20 protein-coding genes, 1 pseudogene and 1 other annotated feature are annotated in these 25,737 nt (G+C 50.4%); of the genes and pseudogenes, 17 read left to right on the top strand and 4 right to left on the bottom strand.

Annotated elements, in window-relative coordinates; translation table 11 throughout:
- The first annotated feature begins 74 nt into the window (after positions 1–74).
- From IRJ25_RS09125 to yajC, 8 genes are all read left to right on the top strand, one after another.
- Positions 75–1,508, top strand: coding sequence for an L-aspartate oxidase (locus tag IRJ25_RS09125; protein WP_269318138.1), 1,434 nt, complete (start codon positions 75–77; stop codon positions 1,506–1,508).
- On the top strand, positions 1,462–2,331 hold the full coding sequence (gene nadC / locus IRJ25_RS09120; RefSeq protein ID WP_269318137.1) for a carboxylating nicotinate-nucleotide diphosphorylase: 870 nt from the start codon (positions 1,462–1,464) through the stop codon (positions 2,329–2,331). Before IRJ25_RS09125 ends, nadC begins: the two co-directional genes overlap by 47 nt.
- Positions 2,294–3,373, top strand: a complete 1,080-nt coding sequence (gene nadA, locus IRJ25_RS09115; RefSeq protein ID WP_269318136.1) for a quinolinate synthase NadA — start codon at positions 2,294–2,296, stop codon at positions 3,371–3,373. Before nadC ends, nadA begins: the two co-directional genes overlap by 38 nt.
- Positions 3,374–3,466: 93 nt before the next feature.
- Positions 3,467–4,054 carry a Holliday junction branch migration protein RuvA gene (ruvA, locus tag IRJ25_RS09110; protein WP_074037474.1) on the top strand — a complete coding sequence of 196 codons (588 nt, stop codon included), beginning with the start codon at positions 3,467–3,469 and terminating at the stop codon, positions 4,052–4,054.
- Between the two features lie 10 nt (positions 4,055–4,064).
- Entirely contained in the window at positions 4,065–5,066 is a 1,002-nt protein-coding gene (gene ruvB, locus IRJ25_RS09105; RefSeq protein ID WP_078146571.1) for a Holliday junction branch migration DNA helicase RuvB, read from the top strand.
- A gap of 3 nt (positions 5,067–5,069) precedes the next feature.
- Complete coding sequence (queA, locus tag IRJ25_RS09100; protein ID WP_015881168.1) at positions 5,070–6,128, top strand: tRNA preQ1(34) S-adenosylmethionine ribosyltransferase-isomerase QueA; 1,059 nt, start codon at positions 5,070–5,072, stop codon at positions 6,126–6,128.
- Positions 6,125–7,270: a tRNA guanosine(34) transglycosylase Tgt gene (gene tgt / locus IRJ25_RS09095; protein WP_074037468.1), complete on the top strand. Its 1,146-nt coding sequence runs from the start codon at positions 6,125–6,127 to the stop codon at positions 7,268–7,270. The genes queA and tgt overlap by 4 nt, the downstream gene beginning before the upstream one ends.
- 84 nt (positions 7,271–7,354) lie before the next feature.
- Positions 7,355–7,633, top strand: coding sequence for a preprotein translocase subunit YajC (gene yajC, locus IRJ25_RS09090; protein WP_026826452.1), 279 nt, complete (start codon positions 7,355–7,357; stop codon positions 7,631–7,633).
- A 25-nt stretch (positions 7,634–7,658) separates the two neighbouring features.
- Here yajC and IRJ25_RS09085 read toward each other — a convergent pair whose 3' ends face one another.
- Positions 7,659–8,810 (bottom strand): NAD(P)-binding domain-containing protein, encoded by a 1,152-nt coding sequence (locus IRJ25_RS09085; RefSeq protein ID WP_269318135.1) that lies wholly within the window; start codon positions 8,808–8,810, stop codon positions 7,659–7,661.
- Between the two features lie 180 nt (positions 8,811–8,990).
- On the opposite strand from IRJ25_RS09085, the gene IRJ25_RS09080 reads away from it, so the two are divergent.
- A complete protein-coding gene (locus tag IRJ25_RS09080) occupies positions 8,991–10,763 on the top strand; it encodes a methyl-accepting chemotaxis protein (RefSeq protein ID WP_074037467.1) in 1,773 nt (590 codons plus the stop codon).
- Positions 10,764–10,798: 35 nt separating this feature from the next.
- Here IRJ25_RS09080 and zupT read toward each other — a convergent pair whose 3' ends face one another.
- Positions 10,799–11,659: a zinc transporter ZupT gene (gene zupT / locus IRJ25_RS09075; RefSeq protein ID WP_074037465.1), complete on the bottom strand. Its 861-nt coding sequence runs from the start codon at positions 11,657–11,659 to the stop codon at positions 10,799–10,801.
- 211 nt (positions 11,660–11,870) lie between these two features.
- Here zupT and secD point away from each other — a divergent pair.
- The 7 genes and pseudogenes from secD to aspS all read left to right on the top strand — a co-directional run bounded on the left by secD (position 11,871) and on the right by aspS (position 23,206).
- Positions 11,871–14,088 (top strand): annotated as a pseudogene (gene secD / locus IRJ25_RS09070) (protein translocase subunit SecD).
- Positions 14,089–14,187: 99 nt separating this feature from the next.
- Positions 14,188–16,482 (top strand): single-stranded-DNA-specific exonuclease RecJ, encoded by a 2,295-nt coding sequence (gene recJ, locus IRJ25_RS09065; protein ID WP_269318134.1) that lies wholly within the window; start codon positions 14,188–14,190, stop codon positions 16,480–16,482.
- 1 nt (position 16,483) lies between these two features.
- Positions 16,484–17,002 (top strand): adenine phosphoribosyltransferase, encoded by a 519-nt coding sequence (locus tag IRJ25_RS09060; protein WP_074037462.1) that lies wholly within the window; start codon positions 16,484–16,486, stop codon positions 17,000–17,002.
- A gap of 188 nt (positions 17,003–17,190) precedes the next feature.
- The gene (locus IRJ25_RS09055; RefSeq protein WP_264092354.1) at positions 17,191–19,380 is read left to right on the top strand and encodes a RelA/SpoT family protein; all 2,190 of its coding nucleotides are present in this window, start codon (positions 17,191–17,193) and stop codon (positions 19,378–19,380) included.
- Between the two features lie 16 nt (positions 19,381–19,396).
- Entirely contained in the window at positions 19,397–19,840 is a 444-nt protein-coding gene (gene dtd, locus IRJ25_RS09050; RefSeq protein WP_031421442.1) for a D-aminoacyl-tRNA deacylase, read from the top strand.
- A 38-nt stretch (positions 19,841–19,878) separates the two neighbouring features.
- Positions 19,879–20,113, top strand: a binding site (T-box leader).
- A gap of 43 nt (positions 20,114–20,156) precedes the next feature.
- Complete coding sequence (hisS, locus tag IRJ25_RS09045; RefSeq protein WP_074037952.1) at positions 20,157–21,437, top strand: histidine--tRNA ligase; 1,281 nt, start codon at positions 20,157–20,159, stop codon at positions 21,435–21,437.
- On the top strand, positions 21,434–23,206 hold the full coding sequence (gene aspS / locus IRJ25_RS09040) for an aspartate--tRNA ligase (protein WP_269318133.1): 1,773 nt from the start codon (positions 21,434–21,436) through the stop codon (positions 23,204–23,206). The genes hisS and aspS overlap by 4 nt, the downstream gene beginning before the upstream one ends.
- A 108-nt stretch (positions 23,207–23,314) precedes the next feature.
- Here aspS and IRJ25_RS09035 read toward each other — a convergent pair whose 3' ends face one another.
- Complete coding sequence (locus IRJ25_RS09035) at positions 23,315–23,536, bottom strand: hypothetical protein (RefSeq protein WP_269318132.1); 222 nt, start codon at positions 23,534–23,536, stop codon at positions 23,315–23,317.
- Positions 23,509–23,859 (bottom strand): iron-sulfur cluster biosynthesis family protein, encoded by a 351-nt coding sequence (locus IRJ25_RS09030; protein ID WP_269318131.1) that lies wholly within the window; start codon positions 23,857–23,859, stop codon positions 23,509–23,511. Before IRJ25_RS09030 ends, IRJ25_RS09035 begins: the two co-directional genes overlap by 28 nt.
- 121 nt (positions 23,860–23,980) lie before the next feature.
- On the opposite strand from IRJ25_RS09030, the gene IRJ25_RS09025 reads away from it, so the two are divergent.
- A complete protein-coding gene (locus tag IRJ25_RS09025) occupies positions 23,981–25,693 on the top strand; it encodes an ABC transporter ATP-binding protein (protein ID WP_269318130.1) in 1,713 nt (570 codons plus the stop codon).
- Positions 25,694–25,737: the final 44 nt, after the last annotated feature.

Raw genomic sequence — 25,737 nt, 5'->3', positions numbered from 1 at the left:
GTTGTCTTCTACACAAAATTATGCGAAACTAGTTTACAAGTCAACATTACATATGAAAAACAGGTGATGTACAAGTGTCTTTACACATAGAGAAAACTGACATTTTGATTATCGGAACGGGACTTGCCGCCGTCGCAACGGCTTTGCATCTATCAAAATCATTCTCCATTCTTCTCGTCTCAAAAGGTGAGATGACAGAGAGCAACTCCGATTTGGCCCAAGGCGGGATTGCGAGCGCGTATCTTGAGAAATCGAGTACGGCCCATAAAGAAGACACAATGCTCGCTTCTAAAAACACATCGTGCGCTGAGCGCGTCGACATTCTCGTAGAAGAAGGGCGTCAAGCGATTGAAGAAATGGAACGATTCGGTGTCCGGTTCGATCATGAAGAGGGCGGTTATGCCCTCGGACGAGAAGGCGCACACCGATTGAATCGGATCTTTCATGTCGGTGGCGACGAGACGGGACGTCATGTCATGAGGAAATTGCGTCAGTCGATGCCTGATAACGTGAACGTATTGGAACGGGTGCTCGTGCACGATCTCATTACGAAAGACGGGAAAGTCGTCGGCGCGATGGCGTTTCGTGATGAAGTGCCCATTCGAATTGAAGCCGGCGCTGTCGTATTGGCGACAGGTGGCATCGGTGGGCTGATCGATTGGACTTCAAACGCGCGTACCGTGACCGGTGATGGTCTCGTTCTGGCAAATCGATGTGGGGCCAAGCTGACACATTTACAGCGGATCCAATTTCACCCCACCTTACTGGCGACCGAAACGCCTCACCTCGTGACCGAAGCGCTCCGGGGAGCCGGAGCGACGCTCGTTGATGACGAAGGGAATCACGTGATGGCGCATCATCCGCTCGGGAGTCTCGCGCCTCGAGATGACGTGGCACGGGTACTGACAGAACGGATGGGAACGGTCTATCTCGATACGACAAACGTGACACGGCTTCGTGAACGGTTTCCAAAACTTGCTTTGACATGTGACAAACTTAGGATTGATCCTCGCCGCATTCCGGTACGTCCAGGTCTCCATTTTCATATGGGTGGAATCGAAGTGGATGATATGGGACGGACAGGCGTTGACGGATTATATGCCGTCGGTGAAGTGGCGGATGCGGGCATACATGGGACGAATCGTTTAGCCTCGAACTCACTTTTAGAATGTTGGGTATTTGGAAAACGAGTCGCGCGGGCGGTGCGTTTGAATAGGGCGGCTATGGTGACGAAGGAGACGCTGGTGTACGACATCTCACCTTTGGCGTTTCAAGTGTTCCGTGCTCAAATTGGAAAATGGTTGACGATTTCACCAAGTCTTGATGAATTGAAAGGTTTCTTACAAAATACCCAAACGTTGACCATGACGAAACACGTGACAAGACAATTAAGTGAACAAACTTTACAACTCGATGCGGCGCGTCTTCTCGCGCAAAGCATCCTCGAAATGGAGCGGTATGATGAACACGATATACCTACGCGAACAGCTACGTCAGTTCTTGATTGAAGATATCGGTTATGGGGACTTATCGAGTGCGCTGATTGATGCACAGGACGAGTCGATCGCAACGATTGTTGCCAAAGAACAAGGCATTTTCTGTGGGAAGCCAATCGTAGAAGAGCTGACAACTATGCAGCGGCTTGAATTGGTCTTTTGCCAAGAAGACGGGAGAGCGGTGACCCCTGGAGACGAGCTCGTCGTCTTGAGAGGAAAGACACGCGCAATTTTAGAGACGGAGCGTGTGCTGTTGAATGTCATCCAACATGCGAGTGGAGTCGCGACGATGACAAAGCAGTGCATCGATGCGCTAGATGATGACTCGATACACGTGACCGATACACGGAAGACGACTCCGGGACTTCGGATGATTGAGAAGTACGCCGTACGTGTCGGTGGGGGGTACAATCACCGTCTAAGACTCGATGACGCCGTCATGATCAAAGACAATCATATCGTCGCACTGGGTGGTGTAACGAACGCGATTCAAGTCGCGCGTGAGCGTGTCGGTCATACGACCCCGATTGAAATCGAAATCGAGTCGTTCGAACATCTGATGGAGGCGGTTCAAGCCGATCCGGACATCGTGATGCTTGATAATCGGACGCCAGATGAATTGAGGGACTGGGTCCGTCATATACCGACGCACATCAAAATTGAAGTGTCTGGTGGAATCACGCTCGACACGATTGACGATTATCGAGGCATTCGCATCGATGTCATCTCGCTCGGTCAATTGACTCATTCGGTCCGCGCGCTTGATTGCAGTTTGAATTTACAAGGAGGAATGAAAGATGCAACTACTCGGAACACTTCCACCGACGTACGCTAACCTGTCAGTGGAGGAGATGGAGACTCGGATTCAGGCGGTCAAAGACCGGCTCGGGACTCGTCTCTTTTTACCAGCCCATCATTATCAAAAAGACGAGGTCGTTCAATTCGCGGACGCGACAGGAGATTCGCTCCAGCTCGCACGACTCGCAGAACAGATGAGCGAAGCCGAATTCATCGTCTTTTGTGGTGTCCACTTCATGGCAGAGACGGCAGACATGTTGACACGGGACGACCAGATCGTCGTCTTACCTGATATGCGTGCCGGCTGTTCGATGGCAGACATGGCCGATATCGATCAGACGGAGATTGCTTGGGAAGAACTGACGGAACGATTTGGAGAGGACATCATCCCGATTACATACGTCAATTCAACAGCGGCCATCAAAGCGTTCGTTGGTCGTCACGGTGGGGCGACCGTCACATCGTCGAACGCCCATGAAATCGTCCGGTGGGCGCTTGAGGCAGGTGAACGCATCTTGTTCCTTCCCGATCAGCATCTCGGGCGGAACACGGCGTTCGACCTCGGCATTCCGCTCGAGGCGATGGCTGTTTGGGATCCGCTCCGTGAAGAATTGGTCTCAGAAGGCGAAGACGATCAAGTGAAAGTCATCTTATGGAAGGGACACTGTTCTGTCCATGAGAAGTTCACGGTATCGCAAATTCAGGCGTTCCGTGACCGTGAGCCGGATCGTCGCATCATCGTCCATCCGGAGTGTACGTTTGACGTCGTCCAAGCGGCAGACGAGGCGGGATCGACGTCATATATCATCGACAAGATTGATGCGAGTGCACCTGGGACGAAGTGGGCGGTCGGAACGGAGATGAACCTCGTCAACCGGTTGGCGGCAACGTACCCACATCTTGATATCGTCTCGTTGAACCCATTCATGTGTCCGTGCCTCACGATGAATCGAATCGACATGCCACATCTTCTCTGGGCGCTCGAGTCACTCGAGACGGACCCTGTGAACGTCATTCGCGTCGATCATAAGACGACAGAGTGGTCGAAACGTGCACTTGAACGAATGCTTGCACGGTAATCGCTTCAGGACAGGTAAACGCCTGTCCTTTTTTCGTGTCGCCCATTATGGTACAATAAATGCAGTTTTTCCGACCAAAAAGGAGAGTACATCGTGATTGAATTCGTAAAAGGACCCGTCGCCTATGTGTGTGCGGAATATATAACGTTAGATGTCTCGGGCGTCGGCTACAAAGTACATGTGCCTAACCCGTTTTTTTATCGTGAACAAGACGAACATGTAATCGTGTTTACGCATCATTATGTGCGTGAAGACCAACAGACATTATACGGTTTCCGGTCACGTCGCGAGCGTGAGCTGTTCAATAAACTCCTCAGCGTGAGCGGGATTGGACCAAAAGGTGCGCTTGCCATCGTCGCGTCCGGCGATATCGACGCGTTGATCGATGCGATTGAAACCGAGAACGAGAAGTATTTGACGAAGTTCCCGGGAGTCGGCAAGAAGACGGCCAAACAGATGGCGCTCGACTTGAAAGGGAAGTTATCCGAGCTCGCACCGGATTACGTGCCGAACGAAGGGTTGTTCGCCCAAGGTGCATCTGAACTCGATGAGGCGTGTGAGGCGCTCGTCGCGCTCGGCTACTCTGAACGGGAAATCCTAAAAGTCCGCAAAGCATTGAGCGGAGAAATATTGACGACCGACGCGTACATAAAACGCGCGCTACAGCTGTTACTGAAATAAGGAGGAAGCTATGGACGAACGATTGTTGTCACAATCTCATCAGCAATATGAAGACTCTGAAGAGTGGAGCTTACGTCCGCAGCGCTTCGAGCAATATATCGGGCAAGAAAAGGCGAAAGGCAATTTGTCGGTCTTCATTCAGGCTGCTAAACTTCGTAGTGAGACGCTCGACCACGTGCTCTTATACGGTCCCCCGGGACTCGGGAAGACGACGCTCGCCCAAATCATCGCCAACGAGATGGGCGTCGGAATTAAGACGACAGCAGGACCGGCAATTGAACGACCGGGTGATTTGGCCGCAATCCTCTCGACACTCGAGCCGGGAGACGTCTTGTTCATCGACGAGATTCATCGTTTAAGCCGGACGATTGAAGAGATCCTCTATCCGGCGATGGAAGACTACTGTCTCGACATCGTCTATGGGCAAGGGGAGATGGCTCGTAGCGTCCGCATCGACCTACCACCGTTTACGCTTGTCGGGGCGACGACACGGGCCGGGATGTTGTCGGCGCCTTTACGTGACCGTTTCGGCGTCACGTTGAAGCTCGAATATTACGAAACACATGAGTTAGCGGCCATCGTCAGCCGGACGGCCCAGTTGTTCCGTCTCTCGATTTCACCGGAGGCGAGCGGTGCGATTGCGAAACGCTCACGAGGGACGCCACGAGTTGCAAACCGTCTCTTGCGTCGTGTCCGTGATTTCGCACAAGTGGCTGGTACGAAAGAAATCGATCCAGTGCTCGCATCTGATGCGCTCGACCGGCTACACGTCGATGCGCTCGGACTCGATGAAGTCGATCATCGGTTACTGAGAGCCATGGTGGAGCGGTTCGGAGGTGGACCGGTCGGGCTTGAGACGCTCGCTGCGACCATCGGTGAGGACGCTCAGACGATTGAGGATGTCTACGAGCCCTATTTATTGCAACAAGGATTCTTGCAGCGCACGCCGCGAGGACGGATGATCACACAGTTTGCCAAGTCGCATTTTGGTTATGAAGAGGAAGAGGAGTAAGGTATGCAAGACATTCAATTGAACGTAAACGATTATGATTTTGAATTGCCAGAAGAGTTGATTGCGCAAGTCCCATTGCTTGATCGGACAAGCTCACGCTTGCTCGTATTAGACCGCGAGACAGGGGACATCGAGCATCGCCATTTCCGTGACGTGCTCGATTATTTGAACGAGGGGGATGCGCTCGTCGTCAACGATTCGCGCGTCTTACCGGCACGCCTTTTTGGGGCAAAGCAAGAAACAGGCGGGAAAGTCGAACTGCTCTTGTTGAAGCAGACGGAAGATGATGTATGGGAAGCACTCGTCAAACCGGCGAAAAAAGTTCGTGTCGGCTCCATCGTTGAGTTCGGGGACGGCCTTCTCCGCGCAGAATGCGTCGAGGAGCTCCCAGAAGGTGGACGTCGTTTCAAGTTTGACTACGACGGCATCTTCTATGAGATTTTAGACGAGCTTGGAACGATGCCGCTCCCGCCGTATATTCGCGAACAACTCGATGACCAAGACCGTTATCAGACGGTCTATGCCCGTGAACGAGGCAGTGCGGCCGCTCCGACAGCCGGTCTTCATTTCACTGAGGAACTGCTTGAAGCGGCCAAAGCGAAAGGTGTCCGGTTGATCCCGCTCACACTTCACGTCGGCCTCGGGACGTTCCGTCCGGTGACGGCTGATTCTATCGAGGAACATACGATGCATAGTGAATATTTCGAGTTGTCGGCTGAATCGGCAGCTGCGCTTCGGGAGATTCGAGCGAATGGCGGTCGCATCTTTGCGGTCGGGACGACATCGACGCGCACGCTTGAGACGATCATGCGAGATCACGGGGACTTCGTCGAGTCATCGGGCTGGACGGATATCTTTATTTACCCTGGTGTTGAGTTAAAGGCAATCGATGGATTGATCACGAACTTCCATCTCCCTAAATCAACGCTCGTCATGCTCGTCTCGGCATTCGCGACGCGCGACATCATCTTACACGCTTATCGGACTGCGGTCGCAGAACGATACCGCTTCTTCAGCTTTGGAGACGCGATGCTCATCACGAGGAAGGAAGTAACAAAATGACAAAACATGCAGTCACATACGAACACATCCACACATGCAAACAGACCGGAGCGCGGCACGGAATCGTCCATACGCCGCACGGGTCGTTCGAGACACCGGTCTTCATGCCGGTCGGGACGCAAGCGAGCGTCAAAACGATGGCACCTGAACAGGTCAAGGCGATGGGTGCGAACATCATCTTGTCGAACACGTATCACCTTTGGGTTCGTCCAGGACATGAGGTCATCAAACAAGCCGGTGGACTTCATAAGTTCATGAACTGGGACGGGGCAATCCTCACGGACTCGGGTGGATTCCAAGTGTTCTCACTTGCCGACCTCCGAAATATCCAAGAGGAAGGCGTTCATTTCCGTAACCATTTGAACGGCGACAAGTTGTTCTTGTCACCGGAAAAGGCGATGGAGATTCAAAACGCGCTCGGGTCGGACATCATGATGGCGTTCGATGAGTGTCCGCCTTATCCGGCGACGCATGAATACATGAAGAAGTCGGTCGAGCGGACGAGCCGTTGGGCGGAACGTTGCCTCGAGGCACATGAACGTCCAGAAGACCAAGCGCTCTTCGGCATCATCCAAGGTGGAGAATATGAGGACCTTCGTCGTCAAAGCGCCCAAGACCTCGTCTCTCTTGATTTCCCAGGATATGCGGTCGGTGGTCTCTCGGTCGGTGAACCAAAAGATGTCATGTATCGTGCCCTCGAATTCACGACACCGCTCATGCCAGAGAACAAACCACGTTATTTGATGGGTGTTGGCTCACCGGATGCGTTGATTGAAGGGTCGATTCGCGGAATCGACATGTTCGACTGCGTTCTGCCGACTCGCATCGCACGAAACGGAACGCTCATGACGTCGAAAGGTCGCGTCACGATCAAACAAGCGAAATATAAGACGGACTTTGGTCCAATCGATGAGAAGTGTGACTGCCATACGTGTAAGAACTACTCGCGTGCGTACGTCCACCACTTGATTCGAGCGGATGAGATGTTTGGCCTTCACTTGTGTACGACACATAATCTTCACTTCCTCGTGAAGTTGATGGAGCAGGTTCGTCAAGCGATTCGCGAAGACCGCTTGCTCGATTTCAAAGAAGAGTTCTTCGAAGAATACGGCTACAACAAGCCGAATGCGAAGAATTTCTAAAGAAACGTGTCGGACATTGTGTGACAATGCTTCAGTTTCACGGTATAATGAACCTGATATTGAAGGAAAGGGTGAATGTTACTCATGGAAACACTCGTTGCGTTATTACCAATGATCTTGATTTTCGTCGTATTTTACTTCCTTTTGATTCGTCCACAGACGAAACGCCAAAAAGAAGTACAATCGATGCAAAACGCCCTCGAGCGTGGCGACAGCGTTGTCACAATCGGCGGTTTACACGGCGTCGTTCATCAAATCGAAGACACACATGTCGTTTTGAAATGCGATCAATCGCTTCTCCGTTTCAACCGAAGCGCAGTTGCGGAAGTCGTGAAAAAAGCGAATGCCTCATTTGAGGAATAAGCAAGTAAGCGTCTGACCATCATGGTCAGACGCTTTTTTGTGTGGCTAGAAGTTGGGGGAGAATTCTACGAGCGGCCTCTTGTCCACCATAGATGGCTCTTGAGAACGGGCCGATGATCAAATCGGCGTAAGGACCGGTCAAGTAAAGTCCAGGCGTCCATTCAAGATGCTCATTCAGGACAGGGGTGCCACATGGGGTGAGAGGTAGGTTGAATTGTTCGATCACGGGCTGAAGAAATGTCTCTTTCACAGGATGAGGTCTGATTCCCGTACAACAGACGACTTCTTTTCCGGCAAGTTGTTCACCGTTTACAAATAGCGAACCACTGTCCCGCTCGACTTCTCCGATGATGTGCGTCACAGCGTTCGTCTGTATGAGGCGCTTCACTTTTAAGACGAGATCGTTCGGAGCCAATCCCGGTTTTCGTTCACGGGCGATGAATGATCGTTTTGTCGTCCAGTCTTGTTTTAGACGATGGAAGTCATCTAATCCTTTCGGTCCCATGAACTGTCGATCGGCGTCAAATTGACTCACTTCGAGCGGACGTCTCGTCACAAGGGTGACACGGTGACCTTGATTGGCACGCTTCACGACATAGTGAAGTGCTGTGATGCCACCGCCGACGACAGTCACTTGATCCGATTCATCCGATTGGTCTTTTTCGAACACGTGTCGACATTGTTCGTCGGCCCATTCAGGTAACACGACATTTTCCGATTGACCGATCGCGACAATGACCGAGTTCGCGATAATGAGGCGATGATTTGTTCGGGCATGATAGTGTGCGCCATCTTTGCGGAGCGTCATCACCTGTTCATTTCCGAGGAACCGCTCATCGAGGCGATATGCGTTCCATGAGGATTCGGCATGGTCGTTGAACAGTTCGAGCGATGGACGTCCGAACGTATCTTTGAAATGATTGGAACGATAGGCATAGCGCGAGGCGAACTGTTTCAACGCATGGGGATTCGAAGAAACGTGATGCACTCGGGTCGAACGTAGGTGCGACATAGAGATGGATGAAGTTTGTTGTTTCCAGTTCGATAACGGGTCAGTGAGACGGTCGACAATAATCAAATCCTCCAAGCACCCGCCTTGTTCCATATATGAGATGGCGAGGGTCATTCCGTGTACACCAGCACCAATGATTAATAACTTCGTATTTTCCACAATCATAGAGAATCCTTTCAAAGCGTAATAATTACGATTTAAAGTATACAAAGATGACTTCTTTTTGTCAAAACGAATCCGATTCAAAATTTATCCACCTCATTTCGAAAAATCGATTTGATTAATGAAAACGTTTGCACTAATCTCAAGTTGAGAAGAAATCCGAGATGAAGGAGAACGAATGACATGGACGTGAAACGATTGCTTAACCAGATGAAGAAGTGGAAAGGATGGAGCATAAAACGAAGTGGTACGAAACAGAGAGGACGCTCATCGCTGAGACGACGTATGTCCATCGCGCTCATTCCGACGATCATTGCGCTCGTCATTGTCGGCGCGCTCGGATCTTATCAATTGAGACAATCGACTGCCGCCTATGACCGGGTCCTCAGTGAAGGCACGCAGGAAATGCTGCTTGCAGAGAATCTATCATTAGCGGTGACGGATGCCGAACGCTACTTGAACTACTATATGCTTGTAGCCAATCCGAAGACGCTCATCAGTCTCCAGGGAGTTCAAGAACAACGAGACGAATTGATGGCTTCACTCAAGGCATCTTCTTCAGATGAGAAAATCTTGTCTTGGTTGGGAGATTTGGAGAAATTTAACGAGCTATTAGACCGTGAGATGAATCGTGCCGTCGAACTTCGTCAACAACAAGACGAAATCGGCTTCAAAACCGTTCTCAACACGAGTGTGACACCGACGACGGATCGGGTACGCATGACCGTGACCGACCTTGTCGAATATAAAGGGGAGCTCCTCGAGTCTGAGACGAAAGCGGTACAAGCAGATGCAGAAAGTTCAATCCTTTGGATGCTCATCATCAGTGTTGGTGGTGTCGTGATCGGGATTCTGTCCTTACTTGCGCTACAACGGCTTTTCCTAAAACCGATCAATCGACTCGGTCGTCAAGCACGCATCATGGCAGAAGGGGATTTGACTGGAGAAGATATCGAGGTCGCCTCAAACGATGAACTAGGAGACCTGGTTACGGCGTTCAATGAAATGAAGCACAATCTGGTCGGCTTGATTCGTCGGGTTGGTGAAGCGTCGGACAAAGTGACTGCATATTCTGAAGAACTTTACGCAAGCACAGACCATGTCGCGACAACGACCCAAGGCGTGTCCCGGTTGTTCGAAGAGATGAACGTGGCTGCGCAAGGATCCTCGAAGCGAGCGGAAGAAGGGACGATTGGCGTCAATCAAGCGGTGGATGGATTGAATCAAATCGCTGCGGCCTCACAAGGTGTGAATGAGCAGACGATACATACACTTGAGGCGGCGAATGGTGGACTTGAGACCGTTCAATTGGCAGAGAAACGGATGCAAGAAATTCGCCGTGCCAACGAGCTCACTCAACAGATGGTGAACCGTCTATCGAACCAATCGCTTGAAATCGAGAAAATCACCCGTTCGATCACGGCAATCACGGAACAGACGAACTTGCTTGCCTTAAACGCGGCGATTGAAGCAGCACGTGCGGGTGAGCACGGAAAAGGGTTTGCCGTCGTCGCGGCTGAAGTCCGGAAACTTGCCGAGGAATCGAAACAATCCGCCATTCAAATCCAGACCGTTGTCCGCGACATTCAACGTGACACGGAGCAAGTCGAATCGGCGTTCGAAGAATCGAGCGTCCATGTGGAGAATGGGGTATCGCAAATGGGAGAAGTGGCCGAGGCGTTCCGTGAGATCGTATCGGTCATCGAAGAGACGTCCCGTCAAATGAGTGAGATTGCGGCAGCAACAGAAGAAGTGAGTGCCAATACGACTGAAGTTGCCGTCTCTGTTGAAGATATGTCGACAAACGCCGTCTCGACACAGCGAAGCGTCGAAGAAGCCGGTGCGAACGTCGAAGAACAGCTTGCCGCCATTCAAGAGATCAACGGCATCGCTGAAACGATGAGTCACATGTCGTCTGAATTAAAAGATGTCGTCCATGTGTTTAAAACGACATAACAAATGCCCTGACGCGCGCGTCAGGGCATTGCTCGTTACATTAATAGGATTAGACTTGTCGCCATGACGATCATACCAGCAACCATTCCATACATTGAATGATGGGCGTGTCCGTATTCACGGGCGGCAGGGAGCAATTCGTCAAGCGAGATGAAGACCATGATGCCACCGACCGCCGCGAACAAGAGTCCGAAGACGGTGTCGCTCAAGAACGGCATGAGTAACAAGAATCCGATGGCCGCTCCAGCTGGCTCGGCAAGCCCTGACAACATCGAAAGCTTGAACGCTTTCTTCCGTGAGCCCGTCGCATAATAAATCGGGACGGAGACGGCAATCCCTTCCGGAATGTTGTGTAGGGCGATGGCGATGGCGATAGCTAAGCCGACGGCCGGGTCATCTAGTGCCGAGACGAACGTCGCAAGTCCTTCTGGGAAGTTGTGAATTCCGATGGCGAGTGCCATGAAAATCCCCATTTTTTTAAGTCGATTTTGTACCTCTGGATGATTGATTGGAGCCGCTTCATTTGTCGTCGTCGTTGCGAGTTCATGTGTTGTCGGGTCATTCTGCATCGACTCGACGAACTTGACTTCGTGTGGATTCTCCATTTTCGGAATGAACTTATCGATCATACCAATCAAGAACATCCCACCGAAGAATGCGAGGACGGTGTAGATTGTACCCGTATATTCTCCGTGTGCGCCGACGAGTTCCTCGAGCGCTTTCGGGAAAATCTCGATGAACGACACGTAAATCATGACGCCTCCGGAAAATCCTAGCGAGATGGAGAGGAATGCCGTGTTCGTCCGTTTCGCAAAGAATGCGATCATACTCCCGATTCCGGTAGCTAGACCGGCGAATAGAGTAAGGAGAAAGGCATAAATAACTGTGCTGTCCATATGGAAAGACTCCTTTGATGTTTTGATGTTAGCTACATCATACATGAAGTTTTGCCCATGCGCAACATTTAGTCTTATATGCAAACTCAGTCGGAGAATCCGTGAAGGTCGTTACAATTTTAGGAAAATGATTGATAAATGTTTAGAAAATTTGTAATGTTAACGAGAGAAGTTTTTATCAAGAACAGTGGTTTAGAAAGGAAATAGTCGTATGTACAAAAAAGGCAACATCGCGATTTTTGCGATCATCATGATTGCGACAATCCTGCTCGCAGTGTTCACGACACCATGGGTCGTCAAGAACACGAACCTCGGACTCGACTTAAAAGGTGGATTCGAAGTTTTGTATAAAGTACAACCGCTCGAAGATGGCGACGTCATCGACGAGTCGGCGATGAATGCAACCGTTCGCGCCATCAATAACCGAATCAACGTCCTCGGAGTTTCCGAACCGGACGTTCGAATCGAAGAAAACAATCGCATCCGTGTCCAGCTCGCGGGCGTATCGAACCAAAACGAAGCGCGCGAGGTTCTCTCGTCAACGGCACAATTGACATTCCGTGACGTGAACGACAACGTCTTGCTCGATGGGAAAGACTTGGCGCCGCGTGGGGCAGCGCTCAGCTACAACCAACAAGGACAACCGGTCGTTGAGCTGACACTCCAATCGGCCGACAAGTTTGGCGAAGTGACATCTGAGATTGCACAACGTCCAGCTCCTGAGAACCGTCTGGTCATCTGGCTCGACTATGAAGAGGGCGACACCTATGAGGAAGAAGTTCAAAAAGAGAACTCGAAAATTGTGTCAGATGCTTCGGTAACGAGTCCAATCTTATCGGATAAAGCCATCATCTCAGGTGGTGGAATTGACGCGGAAAGCGGTCAACGCCTTGCGGACATCTTGAACGCAGGGGCGCTCCCGGTCAAACTAGATGAGATTTACTCGACATCCGTGTCGGCCCAGTTCGGTCAAGATGCTTTAGAAGAAACGGTATTTGCCGCAACAATCGGAATCATCGCCGTATTCCTGTTCATGTTGTTCTTCTATCGTCTCCCAGGACTCGTATCGATCATCACGCTTGTTCTGTACATCAACTTGATCATGTTGTTCTTTAACGGAATCAATGCGGTATTGACGCTTCCAGGGATTGCAGCACTCGTCCTCGGGGTCGGTATGGCAGTCGATGCGAACATCATTACCGCGGAACGAATCAAAGACGAACTCCGCTCTGGAAAATCGGTCTTATCGGCATTCCGTGCAGGTAACCGTCGTTCCCTCAGTACGATCATCGATGCCAACTTGACGACGCTCATCTCGGCTGCGGTCTTGTTCTATTTCGGACAAAGCTCGGTCAAAGGATTTGCTGTCATGCTCATGATCTCAATCGGGATGACGTTCATCTCGAACGTATTCATCTCACGTTATTTGATGCACCTCCTTGTCTCAAGTCGTCTGTTCGACAAACGCAAAGGATGGTTTGGTGTGAAGGAGAGTGAAATCCGTGAACTTTAAGCTTACTGAATGGAATTACGTGAAACATATGCGAACGATGTTCTTGGTTTCGACGGCAATCGTCGTTCTCGGAATCGGTCTCTTGTTCTTCCGTGGGTTGAACCTCGGAATCGATTTTGCTTCAGGGACGCGGGTCGAAGTGCTAACGGAAGAACGTGTGTCGCAAGAAGAATTCACGAAAGCGTTTAACGATGCCGGAGTTGACCAAGAGATTTCAAGCGTCCAATATGCAAATGAAGGTCGCTTGGCATACGTGACGTTCGTTGGCCAATTGGGACAAGAGGAAGTCGCGAACGTCAAGACGGCGTTCACTGAACAATTCGGGAACGACCCGAACATCAGCACCGTCTCGGCTCAAGTCGGTCGTGACTTGGCGAAAAATGCTTTGTATGCGGTAGTCGTCGCTTCGATCGGGATTATTCTCTACATCACGGTGCGTTTCCAATTCTCATATGCACTTGCAACTGTTATCGCGATGTTACACGATGCCTTCTTCATGATCGTCGCGTTCTCGCTCTTTGGGATCGAGGTCAACTTGTACTTTATCGCCGCGATCTTGACCATCATCGGTTACTCGGTCAACGATACGATCGTAACGTTCGACCGGGTCCGCGAGAACATCACGTCGTATGAAAAGGAACGAAAAATCAAGTCGATGGACGTCTATGAGTCGATCATCAACAAGTCGATTCAAGAGACAATCGTACGGTCCGTGAATACGGTCATCACGGTACTCGTTACAGCGATTGCCTTGTATGTATTCGGGGCAGAGTCGATTCGCAGCTTCTCGCTCGCGCTCATCGTCGGACTTTTCATGGGGATGTATTCTTCGATCTTCATTGCATCGTATTTATGGCTCCTCATCAAACGTACGACAATCAACAAGAAAAAAGATACGCCGGTCACAGAGGCGTAACAAGTGGGTCTCCCTTCAATCGGGAGACCTTTTCAAATGTCAAGACGGCACATCTTTCACGCGGTCTGCTATAATCTACAATTGATTGGAGTGAAGGACATGTACCATTCGAAAAAACAGTGGCTCTATCCGGAAACAAATCCGGACAACGTCACGCGTTTACAAAACGAATTAAATATATCAGCACAACTGGCGACGTTGCTCGTTCAGCGTGGTCATCAAGACGTAGAAGCGGCCAAGGCATTCTTGTATGCCGAGAATGAACTCGTCTTTCATGACCCGTATTTGTTTGAACAGATGGAGAAAGTCGTCACCCGCATCAAACGGGCAGCAGACGATGGGGAAATGGTGCTCATCTATGGTGACTATGATGTCGACGGGGTTAGTGCCTCATCTGTCATGTGGCATGCGTTGACCGAAATTGGTGTCATGGCCGAGTGTTATATCCCGAACCGTTTCACTGAAGGTTATGGACCGAACAAAGAAGCGTTCCAATGGGCAGCGAACGAAGGATTCACCTTGGTCGTCACGGTGGACTGTGGAATTTCTGGGATTGCAGAAGCCACACTCTTAAAAGACCTTGGCGTCGATTTGATCATCACAGACCACCACGAGCCGAAAGAGACATTGCCGGACGCCTATGCAATCATTCATCCACATATCGACCCGGGATATCCATACGATAAACTCGCGGGTGCGGGAGTCGCTCTCAAAGTGGCGCACGCCGTTTTAGGGAGAATGCCGGAAGAACTCCTTGATTTGGCCGTCCTCGGAACGATTGCCGACCTCGTCCCACTCGACGGAGAGAATCGATTGCTCGCGAAGAAGGGGATTGTCGCGCTCGAGGCTTCAAAACGTCCAGGTATTCTAGCATTACGTGAAGTATGTGGTCTCGGTGACAGCATATTGAACGAAGAGTCGGTCGGTTTCGCGTTCGGTCCACGCATCAATGCCGCAGGTCGACTCGATTCAGCGATGCCGGCATTACAAATGCTCCTTGCTGAACATTTCGAGGAAGCGCTCGAGCTCGCAAAACAGCTTGATAAGCAAAACAAAGAACGTCAAGACATCGTCAAGACGATCGCTGCTGAAGCGAAAGAACTCGTCGAAGCATCGATGACCGAGGACCGTGTACTCGTCGTGGCAAGTGAGAAGTGGAATCCTGGAGTTGTCGGGATTGTCGCATCTCGTCTCGTCGAGGCGTACTATCGTCCAGTCATCCTCCTTTGCCATGACCCTGAGACGGGTAAGGCGAAAGGGTCGGGTCGTTCGATTGATGGGTTTGATCTCTTCAAGGAACTTTCGAAGAATGAAGATATTTTGCCACACTTTGGTGGGCACCCCGCTGCCGCCGGGATGACCCTTCAGTCGGAACATGTCGCCGAACTACGAGAGCGGCTGAACCGTCAAGCGGATTCTATCCCTGATGACGTGTTTGTGCCACGGGTGAACGTCGACTTGAAACTCTCCGTCAACGACGTCTCGCTCGACTTGATCTCAGAAATCGGAAAGCTCGCGCCGTTTGGTATGGGGAATCCATCCCCTCGTGTCGTCGTCGCAGATGCGAAACTGCGAGATATTCGCCAAATCGGACGGGATGCCACGCATTTGAAAGTACAGCTCGCCGGAGACAAGCGTGAGCTCGATGGTATCGGATTTGGATTCGGGCACGCCGTTTCAGAGATTTCAAAGATGGCTCATATCTCGGTGATGGGAAGTCTTCAAGTCAACGAATGGAACGGAATGCGTAAACCGCAGCTCATGATTCAAGATTTACGGGTCGATGACTTCCAAGTGTTTGACTATCGTGGGAAGAAAAAATCAATGCAAGAGTTGAAAGATTTGCCGAAAGAACAGACGTCATTTTTATCTTTCCAAGGGACGAACGAAGATTTTCCACTCCATGAAGGAGATGAACCGCTCAACCGTTTCGTCGTTCTGCTCGATCTTCCAGACGATGAAGAGGTGCTCGCAGAAAAACTTCATGAGGGGATTGAACGCATTTATTGTGCCTTCGGTCAAGGAGACTCGTTCTTTGAACGTCTTCCGTCCCGTGAGGATTTCCGAACGTATTATGTCCATATGGCAACATGCGAACGGAAAAATCTACGTGAAAACCTGATTCGTCTGTCAAAAGAGCGAAAATGGTCAAAAAATACGATTCAATTTATGCATCAAGTATTCTCTGAACTCGAATTTCTTGTTACAATGGAAGACGGACTGCCTGGAGTCAATCCAGAAGCACCGAAACGCGATTTGACCGAGGCGCCGTGCTATCAACGCCGGATTGGGCGCCAACAACTCGAAGAGCGTTTCGTATACGCGTCATTGGCGGAGCTCAAAGAGCGGTTACAATCGTTGCGATCGAACAAGATGCAGGAGGCATACACATAAAATGGATTTCAAACAGCATATTAAAGAAGTAGCAGATTACCCGAAGGAAGGAATCAGCTTCAAAGATATCACGTCACTCATGCAAGATGGCGAAGTCTACAAGAAAGCAGTAGATGAGCTCGTCGTTTATGCACGTGAACGTGGAGCGGAGTTGATCGCTGGTCCGGAAGCACGCGGATTCGTCGTCGGTTGCCCGGCAGCGTATGCGCTCGAACTCGGGTTTGTACCAGTACGTAAAGAAGGAAAGTTACCACGTGAGACAGTACGAGTGTCATACGGTCTTGAGTATGGAACGGACATTTTAACGATGCACAAAGATTCAATCAAACCTGGACAACAAGTCGTCATCTTGGATGACTTGCTCGCAACAGGTGGTACGATTGAAGCAACGATTAAAATGATTGAACAACTCGGTGGTGTTGTGGCAGGAATCGGGTTCTTGATCGAACTCGATGGACTTGGTGGACGTGAGCGTCTTGAAGGATACGACGTGTTCTCACTCATCCGCTACGAAGACTAATTTGAACGGGAAGCGATATGCTTCCCGTTTTTGAATAGTTTTTAAGGAAAATAACCTACAACCTTTGACAGGTCGTCAGATTTTTTCGATAATGGTTATAAAAATCACAGAATCTTGAATACAAACTACTACCATGCTGCGACGAATCCGAGGCGATTGGAGCGGTTAGAAAAAGGGTGTCGAATGTTATGACCAAAAAACAAATCGTAAGTATTGAGGATCTTCTCGACGCGCTCGGGGAGTACATGGGTGACGACGATATAGCCGAAGTGAAACGCGCTTACGAATACGCAAAACTTCATCATACCGGTCAGTTCCGACGTTCGGGCGAGCCCTATATTCTCCATCCGGTCCAAGTGGCCGGCATTCTCGTTGATATCGGCTTAGACGCCACAACGATTATTGGAGCGCTCTTGCATGATGTTGTCGAAGATACGGATGTTTCGTTACAGCAATTGACGGACGATTTTGGTCCAGACGTGGCCATGCTCGTCGATGGCGTCACGAAACTTGGTAAGATTAAATATAAATCGAAAAAAGAAGAACTTGCTGAAAACCACCGGAAGATGATTATCGCCATGGCAGAAGACGTGCGCGTGATCTTGATCAAACTTGCGGACCGGCTCCACAATATGCGGACACTGCAGCATATGCCGAAAGAGAAACAAGTCCAAAAAGCGGAAGAGACGCTTGAAATCTTTGCGCCTCTCGCACACCGGATGGGGATCTCGACAATCAAGTGGGAGCTCGAGGATATTTCGTTACGTTATATCAACCCACAGCAATACTACAAGATCGTCTCGATGATGAAACAGAAACGGACGGAACGAGAAGCACTCGTCACCTCTGTCATCACGGAAGTGAACAGGGTTCTTGAGGAAGTGCATATCGATGCCGACGTGAACGGTCGACCGAAGCACATCTATTCTATCTATAACAAGATGGTGAAGCATAAAAAAGAGTTCAATGAAATTTACGATTTGATGGCGGTCCGCATTATCGTTGATTCGATTCGTGATTGTTATGCCGTGCTCGGAATCATCCACACCCAGTACAAGCCGATGCCGGGACGTTTCAAAGATTATATCGCTATGCCGAAGCCGAACATGTATCAGTCGCTCCATACGACAGTGATTGGACCGAAAGGTGAGCCGCTCGAAGTTCAAATTCGGACGAAAGACATGCATTTCATCGCTGAGTTCGGGATTGCGGCACACTGGGCGTATAAAGAAGGGAAAAACGTCTCGACGAACGGATTCGACGAGAAGATCGCCCATCTTCGTGAGATTCTTGAACTTCAAAAGGATACAACGGATGCCGAGGAATTCATGGAATCCCTCAAAGTCGATTTCTTTAGCGACATGCTGTACGTCTTCACACCAAAAGGAGACGTATTCGAGTTGCCGAAGGGCTCAGTCCCGATTGACTATGCGTACCGGATTCATACGGAGATCGGGCACCGGATGACGGGTGCGAAAGTGAACGGCCGGATGGTACCGCTCGACTACAAACTCGAGACGGGTGACATCATCGAAATCATCACGTCGAAGCATAGTTACGGACCGAGTAAGGATTGGTTGAAGCTCGCTGTTTCAAGCCAGGCGAAGAACAAGATTCGTCAATGGTTCAAACGTCAGCAACGTGAAGAAAACGTTGAAAAAGGGAAAGATCTCGTCGAAGCAGAAATTAAGAAACTTGGTTTTGAACCGAAAGAGATTATCGATGAACCTGCACTCAGTATCGTCGTCGAGAAGTTCAACTTCGGGAACGAGGAAGAGATGTACGCCGCTGTCGGTTATCAAGGCATCACTGCCGCACAAGTCGCACATAAGTTGACGGAGAAGCAGCGGAAAGAACCGAAACTCGAACTGTCGGAAGCCATCAGCGAATTGAAAGTCAGTCAGGCACCGAAGAAGAAAACGACGGAAGCGGGCGTGACGGTCAAAGGCATCGACAACATGCTCGTTCGCATGAGCCGTTGTTGTAACCCGGTACCGGGGGATGAAATCGTCGGATACATCACCCGTGGACGCGGTGTCTCAATTCACCGGAAAGACTGCTTGAACATTGTCAACGAACAACACCCAGAGCGTCTCCTTGACGTCGAATGGGAAGTCGGACAAGCGAAAGAGAAGAACTATAACGTCGACATCGAAATCACAGGATATGATCGCTCAGGTCTCTTAAACGACGTCCTTCAAGCAGTATCGGCGACGAATACGAATATCGTGGCCGTCAGTGGTCGGGGCGACCAAAACAAACAGGCCCGCATCTCGATGACCATCTCGATTCCGAACGTGAACCATTTGCAGAAAGTCGTCGAGCGCATCAAACAAATCTCAGACGTGTATTCGGTCAGCCGAGTCATGATGACGTGACGAAAGGAAGAGGAACGTGCGTGTATTATTGCAACGAGTGAAAGAAGCATCAGTCACAGTCGAGGAAGAAGTCGTCGGGGCAATCAACGCCGGGTACTTGCTTCTCGTCGGTGTGACACATGAAGATACAGAAGAGGAAGTGAACTGGCTCGCCGACAAGGTGACCGGACTTCGCGTCTTCGAGGACGATCAAGAAAAGATGAACTTATCGATTCAAGACGTGTCCGGACAAATTTTATCTGTCTCTCAGTTCACTTTATATGGAGACACGATGAAAGGGCGGCGACCTGCTTTTACAAAGGCCGCAAAACCGGATATGGCCGAGACGCTTTATGAAAAATTCAATGAGCGACTCCGGTCGAATGGGCTCGTCGTAGAGACGGGACGCTTCGGAGCGATGATGGACGTCGCCCTCGTCAATGACGGACCGGTCACACTCATGCTCGAAAAAAACGCTTGACAGATGCCGGCTTGATTCGGCATCATGAAGCATATAGTCAAACACCTACGATAAAGAAGAGTACGGTCAACCCACCAGCAAAGAGAGCGATGCCTTGGCTGAAAGCATCGACTGGATGATGACCCGAACGACACTTTGGAGGTGCTCCCTTGAAAGCGAGTAGGGGGAGCCGTTTCATCGGGCGTTAACCGATTTCGAGTGGCAGAGTTTCAAGTGATGGCTCTGCAACGAGGGTGGTACCACGGGAAACTGACACAGGCTCTCGTCCCTTTGCGGACGAGGGCCTTTTTGTATTTTTAAGGAGGGAAATGTGATGATGAAAGCACCACGCGGTACACAAGACCTGCTTCCGGGCACGGTCGAGACGTGGCAATATGTCGAAGAAAAGCTTCGCGACATGAGCGCCCGTTATAACTATAAAGAGATTCGCACACCAATCTTTGAAACGACGAACCTGTTCACACGCAGTGTCGGGGAAACGACGGACATCGTCCAAAAAGAGATGTTCACGCTCGTGAAGAAAGGGAAAGACGAGTACACGCTTCGCCCAGAAGGAACGGCATCTGTCGTTCGTGCGTTCGTGACGAACAAACTGTTCGGAAATCCGGACCAGCCGACCAAGCTCTACTACATGGGACCAATGTTCCGCTACGAGCGTCCACAAAAAGGTCGCTTCCGTCAGCTTCACCAATACGGTGTCGAAGCAATCGGTAGTAGTGACCCGGCCGTTGACGCTGAGGTCATCAGCCTCGCCTATTCGATTTACAAGTCATTCGGACTTCAGAAAATCAAAGTCGTCGTCAACTCGCTTGGGGACGCGGAAAGCCGCAACGCCCACCGCGATGCGCTCATCCGTCACTTTGAGCCGGTGGCAGGCGAACTTTGCCAAGACTGTCAGTCACGCCTGTATAAGAATCCGCTTCGCATCTTGGATTGTAAGGTCGACCGCGATCACCCGTCGATGAAGACGGCCCCGTCGATTCTTGAATATTTGAACGAAGAGTCGAAGGCCTATTTCGACCAAGTGCTCGCACAACTCGATGCACTTGGTGTCGCCTATGAAGTCGACCCGACGCTCGTCCGTGGACTCGATTACTACACGCACACTGCGTTTGAAATCATGTCTGAGGCAGAAGGATTCGGAGCCATCACGACGCTTTGTGGCGGCGGACGCTATAACGGTCTCGTACAAGATATCGGCGGACCGGACATGCCGGGAATCGGTTTTGGAATCGGGTTGGAGCGTCTCATCCTCGCATTAGAGAATGAAGGAGTCCTACCTGAACTCGAGACAGGACTTGATGTCTTCATCGTCGCCCAAGGCGGAAAAGAAGTCGAATTGACGGCGACACGCCTCCTACAACTCCTCCGCATGGAAGGGTTCAAAGCAGACCGTGATTACCAAGGACGCAAGTTCAAAGGACAATTCAAACAGGCGGACCGTCTGAAAGCCAAGTTCACAGTCATCTTAGGAGATGACGAAGTCGAACGAGGGTCAGCCGCCTTGAAAGATATGACGACTGGTGAACAAGTCGACGTGCCACTCTCGGCCGTTGCAGACAAAATTCGTGAACTATCGGAAGGAGCAGGACAATGATCGGACGCACACATATGAACGGCCGCGTGACAGAGTCACTCATCGGCCAGGAAGTACAATTAAAAGGATGGGTACAAAAACGTCGTGACCTCGGAGGTCTCATCTTCATCGATCTTCGTGACCGCACAGGGATCGTCCAAGTCGTCGTTCGCCCAGAGAACGAAGCGGTCCACCAACTCGCGGAGACGATTCGTAGTGAGTTCGTCCTCGACGTGAAAGGGACGGTTCTCGAGCGTGAGAACAAGAACCCGAACATGCCGACAGGAAATATCGAAGTCATCGCTTCAGAGATCAACATCTTAAACGCTGCGAAGATGACACCAATCCCAATCGGTGACGAAGCGGAAAACGTTTCAGAAGACCTGCGTCTCAAATACCGTTACCTCGACCTTCGTCGTCCGGCGCTCCAAGAGACGTTCCGTCTCCGCTCGAAAACGTCGAACACGATTCGTAACTTCTTGACGGAGCAAGAGTTCCTTGAAGTCGAAACACCGATTTTGACGAAGTCGACGCCAGAAGGCGCACGTGACTATCTCGTCCCGAGCCGTGTCCACGGTGGTGAGTTCTATGCACTTCCACAATCACCACAGCTCTTCAAACAGTTGCTCATGGTCGCAGGATTTGACCGTTACTTCCAAATCGCACGCTGCTTCCGTGACGAGGACCTTCGTGCAGACCGTCAACCTGAATTCACACAAGTCGACATCGAAACGAGCTTCATGGACATCGAAGACTTGATGGCGATGATGGAATCGATGATGGGACAAGTCATGGAATCGACGCTCGGTCGTACGGACACACCAGCGAAGTTCGAGCGGATGACACACGCGGAAGCGATGCGTCGTTTTGGTTCGGATAAGCCGGACACGCGCTTCGGTCTCGAACTCATCGACGTGGCAGACGCTGTGAAAGGTGCTGGCTTTAAAGTGTTCGATGCAGCACTCGAATCAAACGGGCAAGTCAAGGCGATCAACGTCAAAGGTGAGGCGGACAACTTCTCACGTAAAGACATCGACAAGCTTCAAGAGTTCACGGCGGTGTACAGTGCGAAAGGTCTCGCATGGCTCAAAGTGACAGCGGAAGGCTTGAACGGTCCAATCGCGAAGTTCTTTGATGAGACATACGCACAGAAGCTAATTGAAGCCACAGATGCAGAAGCAGGTGACCTTCTTCTCTTCGTCGCATCGAAACCAACTGTCGTTGCAGACAGCCTTGGCGCACTCCGCGTCAAGCTCGGTCACGAACTTGGTCTCATCGACGAGTCGAAGTTCAACTTCCTTTGGGTAACGGACTTCCCACTCGTAACGTTTGAAGAAGAAGACGGTCGCTTCTATGCGAACCACCATCCGTTCACGATGCCAAACCGTGAAGACCTCCATCTTCTCGAGACAGATCCGGCAAGTGTACGCGCGGTTGCGTATGACCTCGTCTTGAACGGTTACGAACTCGGTGGCGGTTCACAGCGTATTTATGAGCGTGACATTCAAGAGCGCATGTTCAAATTGCTTGGTTTCACACAAGAAGAAGCGGTTGAACAGTTCGGCTTCTTGCTTGAAGCGTTCGAATACGGTACACCGCCACATGCGGGAATCGCACTCGGTCTCGACCGTCTCGTCATGATTCTTGCAGGTCGTTCGAACCTTCGCGACACAATCGCCTTCCCGAAAACGGCTTCGGCAAGCTGTCTCTTGACGCAAGCACCGAGCCCTGTCGCGGACGCGCAACTCGAAGAGTTATCGATTCGTACGGCAATAAAAGAGAAAAAATAAACATAAAAAAACGAGGGTTGCCATGGCAATCCTCGTTTTTTGTATGTGTGAAACGGATTTTGGATTCAACACGAGATGGTAGATATTTAATTGGAACACATCCTCTTGTTAACGTTTATCCTCTTCTCGCTGCATATATTTCGCTGTTCGCTGCAACGCGAAACCAAACGCAAACAGCGAGGCGATGACTGCGGACATCGTATATACCGAATCGATAAACGCCAGATAGATTCCGAACAGTCCAAGACCGAAACTCAAGAAGAAGAGAATGAGCAGTCTCGGATGTTGTTTCAGCGTCTGTTTCATCGGATCGGAACGTTCAACTGACAACCTGTGCCGTCTGTGACAAGAAGATTCGAATTGAACACTTGCCCGTCACTCTTCAAGACGAGCGTACGACGGTCTTCAAGGAAGTCGATTTTCATTTGTTCGTCTAAAAACACTTTCGTCCAGTTTTTGATTAAGATTGGTCCGATGTTTGATTCGATTTCAACGTCTTCCGGTGTCGTCTCCGTGACGTATCGAATCTCAAAGATTCCACTGTTCCCACAGCCACAACCTTCTGTCTCGTAAAAAAGGTGCATTTGTCCCTCGCGTTCGCCTTTCAATGACTCGATTCGTTCGAGCGCGCGTTCTGTAATGTGTACATGCATGTGTATCACTCCTTACTCTCATTATACGCCGATTGAAAAAAGAATGAAAAAGAGATGCATCCTGTTTTCCACCTTTCGGAAAAAAGCGTACACTTAGAGTGTTGAGAAGGGGGAAGAGAGAATGATTTCACGTTTTTTTAGTTATTATCGACCACATAAAAAGCTATTCATCCTCGATTTTTCATTCGCAATTCTCGTCGGATTGCTTGAACTCGGGTTTCCGCTCGCCGTTCAATGGTTCATCGACGACTTGTTGCCGGGTGGGGAATGGAACTGGATTATCATCGTCAGCATCGGCCTGTTGATTCTTTACATATTGGCCATGATGATGCAGTATGTCGTCAACTACTGGGGACATAAGCTCGGGATCAACATCGAGACGGACATGCGGGAAGAGCTGTTCACGCATATCCATAAACAATCGTTCCGCTTCTTTGATAATCATAAGACCGGGCATTTGATGAGCCGGGTCACGAACGACTTGTTCGACATCGGGGAAGTGGCGCACCACGGACCGGAGGACTTCTTTATCGCCATCATGACGTTACTCGGTGCGTTCGGGATCATGTTCTCGATCGACCCTGAACTCGCGCTCGTCACCGTTGTCGCGGTACCGTTCCTCATCATCATGATCACGTATGCGAATAAGAACATGAACAAGGCGTGGCAAAAGATGTACACGAATATCGGGGAAGTGAACGCACGCGTCGAGGACAGTGTGTCCGGGGCACGCGTCGTCCAATCGTTTACGAACGAGGCGTTCGAGATCGGACGTTTCCAAAAAGACAACAACTTCTATCGTGGCTCGAAGATTGAAGCGTATCGCGTCATGAGTACGTCACTCGCAGGTATTTATATCACGACGCGTCTGATGACGTTGCTCGTCCTCGTCTACGGGGCGTACTTAACGTACGAGGGTCAGTTATCGTATGGACAACTCGTCGGGTTCATCTTGTACATGAATTTACTCATCAAGCCGATTGAAAAGATCACGGCGCTTCTCGAGATGTATCCGAAAGGGATGGCCGGGTTCAAACGGTTCACGCAGTTGCTCGATGAGGAACCGGACATCGAGAACCGTGAAGATGCCATCGAGGTCGAAACGTTGAAAGGCGATATCGTCTTTGACGACGTCTCGTTTGGCTACTCGGACTACCGCCAAGTGTTGACGGAGATTGACTTGTCGATTGAGGCAGGGACAACCGTGGCCTTGGTCGGGACGAGCGGGGCAGGGAAGACGACCATCTGTTCACTCATTCCTCGTTTTTATGACGTCACGAAGGGTGCCATCTCGATTGACGGGCTGGACATCCGCGACATGACGAAAGAGAGCTTACGCCGTCAAATCGGAATCGTGCAACAAGACGTCTTCTTGTTTGCAGGTACGCTACGTGAGAATATCGCTTACGGGAAACTCGATGCGACCGATGCCGACATCATGCATGCGGTGGAAAAAGCACATCTTGGTACGCTCGTCGAAGAGCTCGAGCACGGTCTCGACACACAAATCGGGGAGCGTGGACTAAAACTCTCCGGAGGTCAGAAACAACGCATCGCCATTGCGCGTATGTTTTTGAAAAATCCGCCGATTTTAATACTCGATGAGGCGACCTCGGCGCTCGATACGGAGACCGAGGCCATCATTCAGGATTCATTAAATGAACTGGCAGCAAATCGAACGACGCTCATCATCGCGCACCGTTTAGCGACTGTAAGGAATGCCGACCGGATTCTTGTCGTGACGGCAGAAGGAATCGTAGAAGATGGAACGCACGAAGAACTCAGTCAAAAAGGTGGCGTCTTCACGAACCTGTTACAACGTCAACAACTATAAATCGAGGGCTGCCTGATAAAGGGCGGCCCTTTTTTGGCGTGATA

The sequence above is a fragment of the Exiguobacterium sp. KJ 601 genome (genome assembly GCF_027161185.1).
Classification (GTDB): Bacteria; Bacillota; Bacilli; order Exiguobacteriales; family Exiguobacteriaceae; genus Exiguobacterium; species Exiguobacterium profundum.
The sequence above is the reverse complement of the archived record's forward strand: the minus strand, read 5'-3'. Positions and strand labels throughout refer to the sequence as shown.

Excerpts from the sequence above, each read along its gene's own strand:
- nadC (WP_269318137.1), top strand. The coding sequence starts at position 1,462 with ATGAACACGATATACCTACGCGAACAGCTACGTCAGTTCTTGATTGAA.
- nadA (WP_269318136.1), top strand. The coding sequence starts at position 2,294 with ATGCAACTACTCGGAACACTTCCACCGACGTACGCTAACCTGTCAGTG.
- ruvB (WP_078146571.1), top strand. The coding sequence starts at position 4,065 with ATGGACGAACGATTGTTGTCACAATCTCATCAGCAATATGAAGACTCT.
- queA (WP_015881168.1), top strand. The coding sequence starts at position 5,070 with ATGCAAGACATTCAATTGAACGTAAACGATTATGATTTTGAATTGCCA.
- tgt (WP_074037468.1), top strand. The coding sequence starts at position 6,125 with ATGACAAAACATGCAGTCACATACGAACACATCCACACATGCAAACAG.
- yajC (WP_026826452.1), top strand. The coding sequence starts at position 7,355 with ATGGAAACACTCGTTGCGTTATTACCAATGATCTTGATTTTCGTCGTA.
- IRJ25_RS09085 (WP_269318135.1), bottom strand. The coding sequence starts at position 8,810 with ATGATTGTGGAAAATACGAAGTTATTAATCATTGGTGCTGGTGTACAC.
- IRJ25_RS09080 (WP_074037467.1), top strand. The coding sequence starts at position 8,991 with ATGGACGTGAAACGATTGCTTAACCAGATGAAGAAGTGGAAAGGATGG.
- zupT (WP_074037465.1), bottom strand. The coding sequence starts at position 11,659 with ATGGACAGCACAGTTATTTATGCCTTTCTCCTTACTCTATTCGCCGGT.
- recJ (WP_269318134.1), top strand. The coding sequence starts at position 14,188 with ATGTACCATTCGAAAAAACAGTGGCTCTATCCGGAAACAAATCCGGAC.
- IRJ25_RS09060 (WP_074037462.1), top strand. The coding sequence starts at position 16,484 with ATGGATTTCAAACAGCATATTAAAGAAGTAGCAGATTACCCGAAGGAA.
- IRJ25_RS09055 (WP_264092354.1), top strand. The coding sequence starts at position 17,191 with ATGACCAAAAAACAAATCGTAAGTATTGAGGATCTTCTCGACGCGCTC.
- hisS (WP_074037952.1), top strand. The coding sequence starts at position 20,157 with ATGAAAGCACCACGCGGTACACAAGACCTGCTTCCGGGCACGGTCGAG.
- aspS (WP_269318133.1), top strand. The coding sequence starts at position 21,434 with ATGATCGGACGCACACATATGAACGGCCGCGTGACAGAGTCACTCATC.
- IRJ25_RS09030 (WP_269318131.1), bottom strand. The coding sequence starts at position 23,859 with ATGCATGTACACATTACAGAACGCGCGCTCGAACGAATCGAGTCATTG.
- IRJ25_RS09025 (WP_269318130.1), top strand. The coding sequence starts at position 23,981 with ATGATTTCACGTTTTTTTAGTTATTATCGACCACATAAAAAGCTATTC.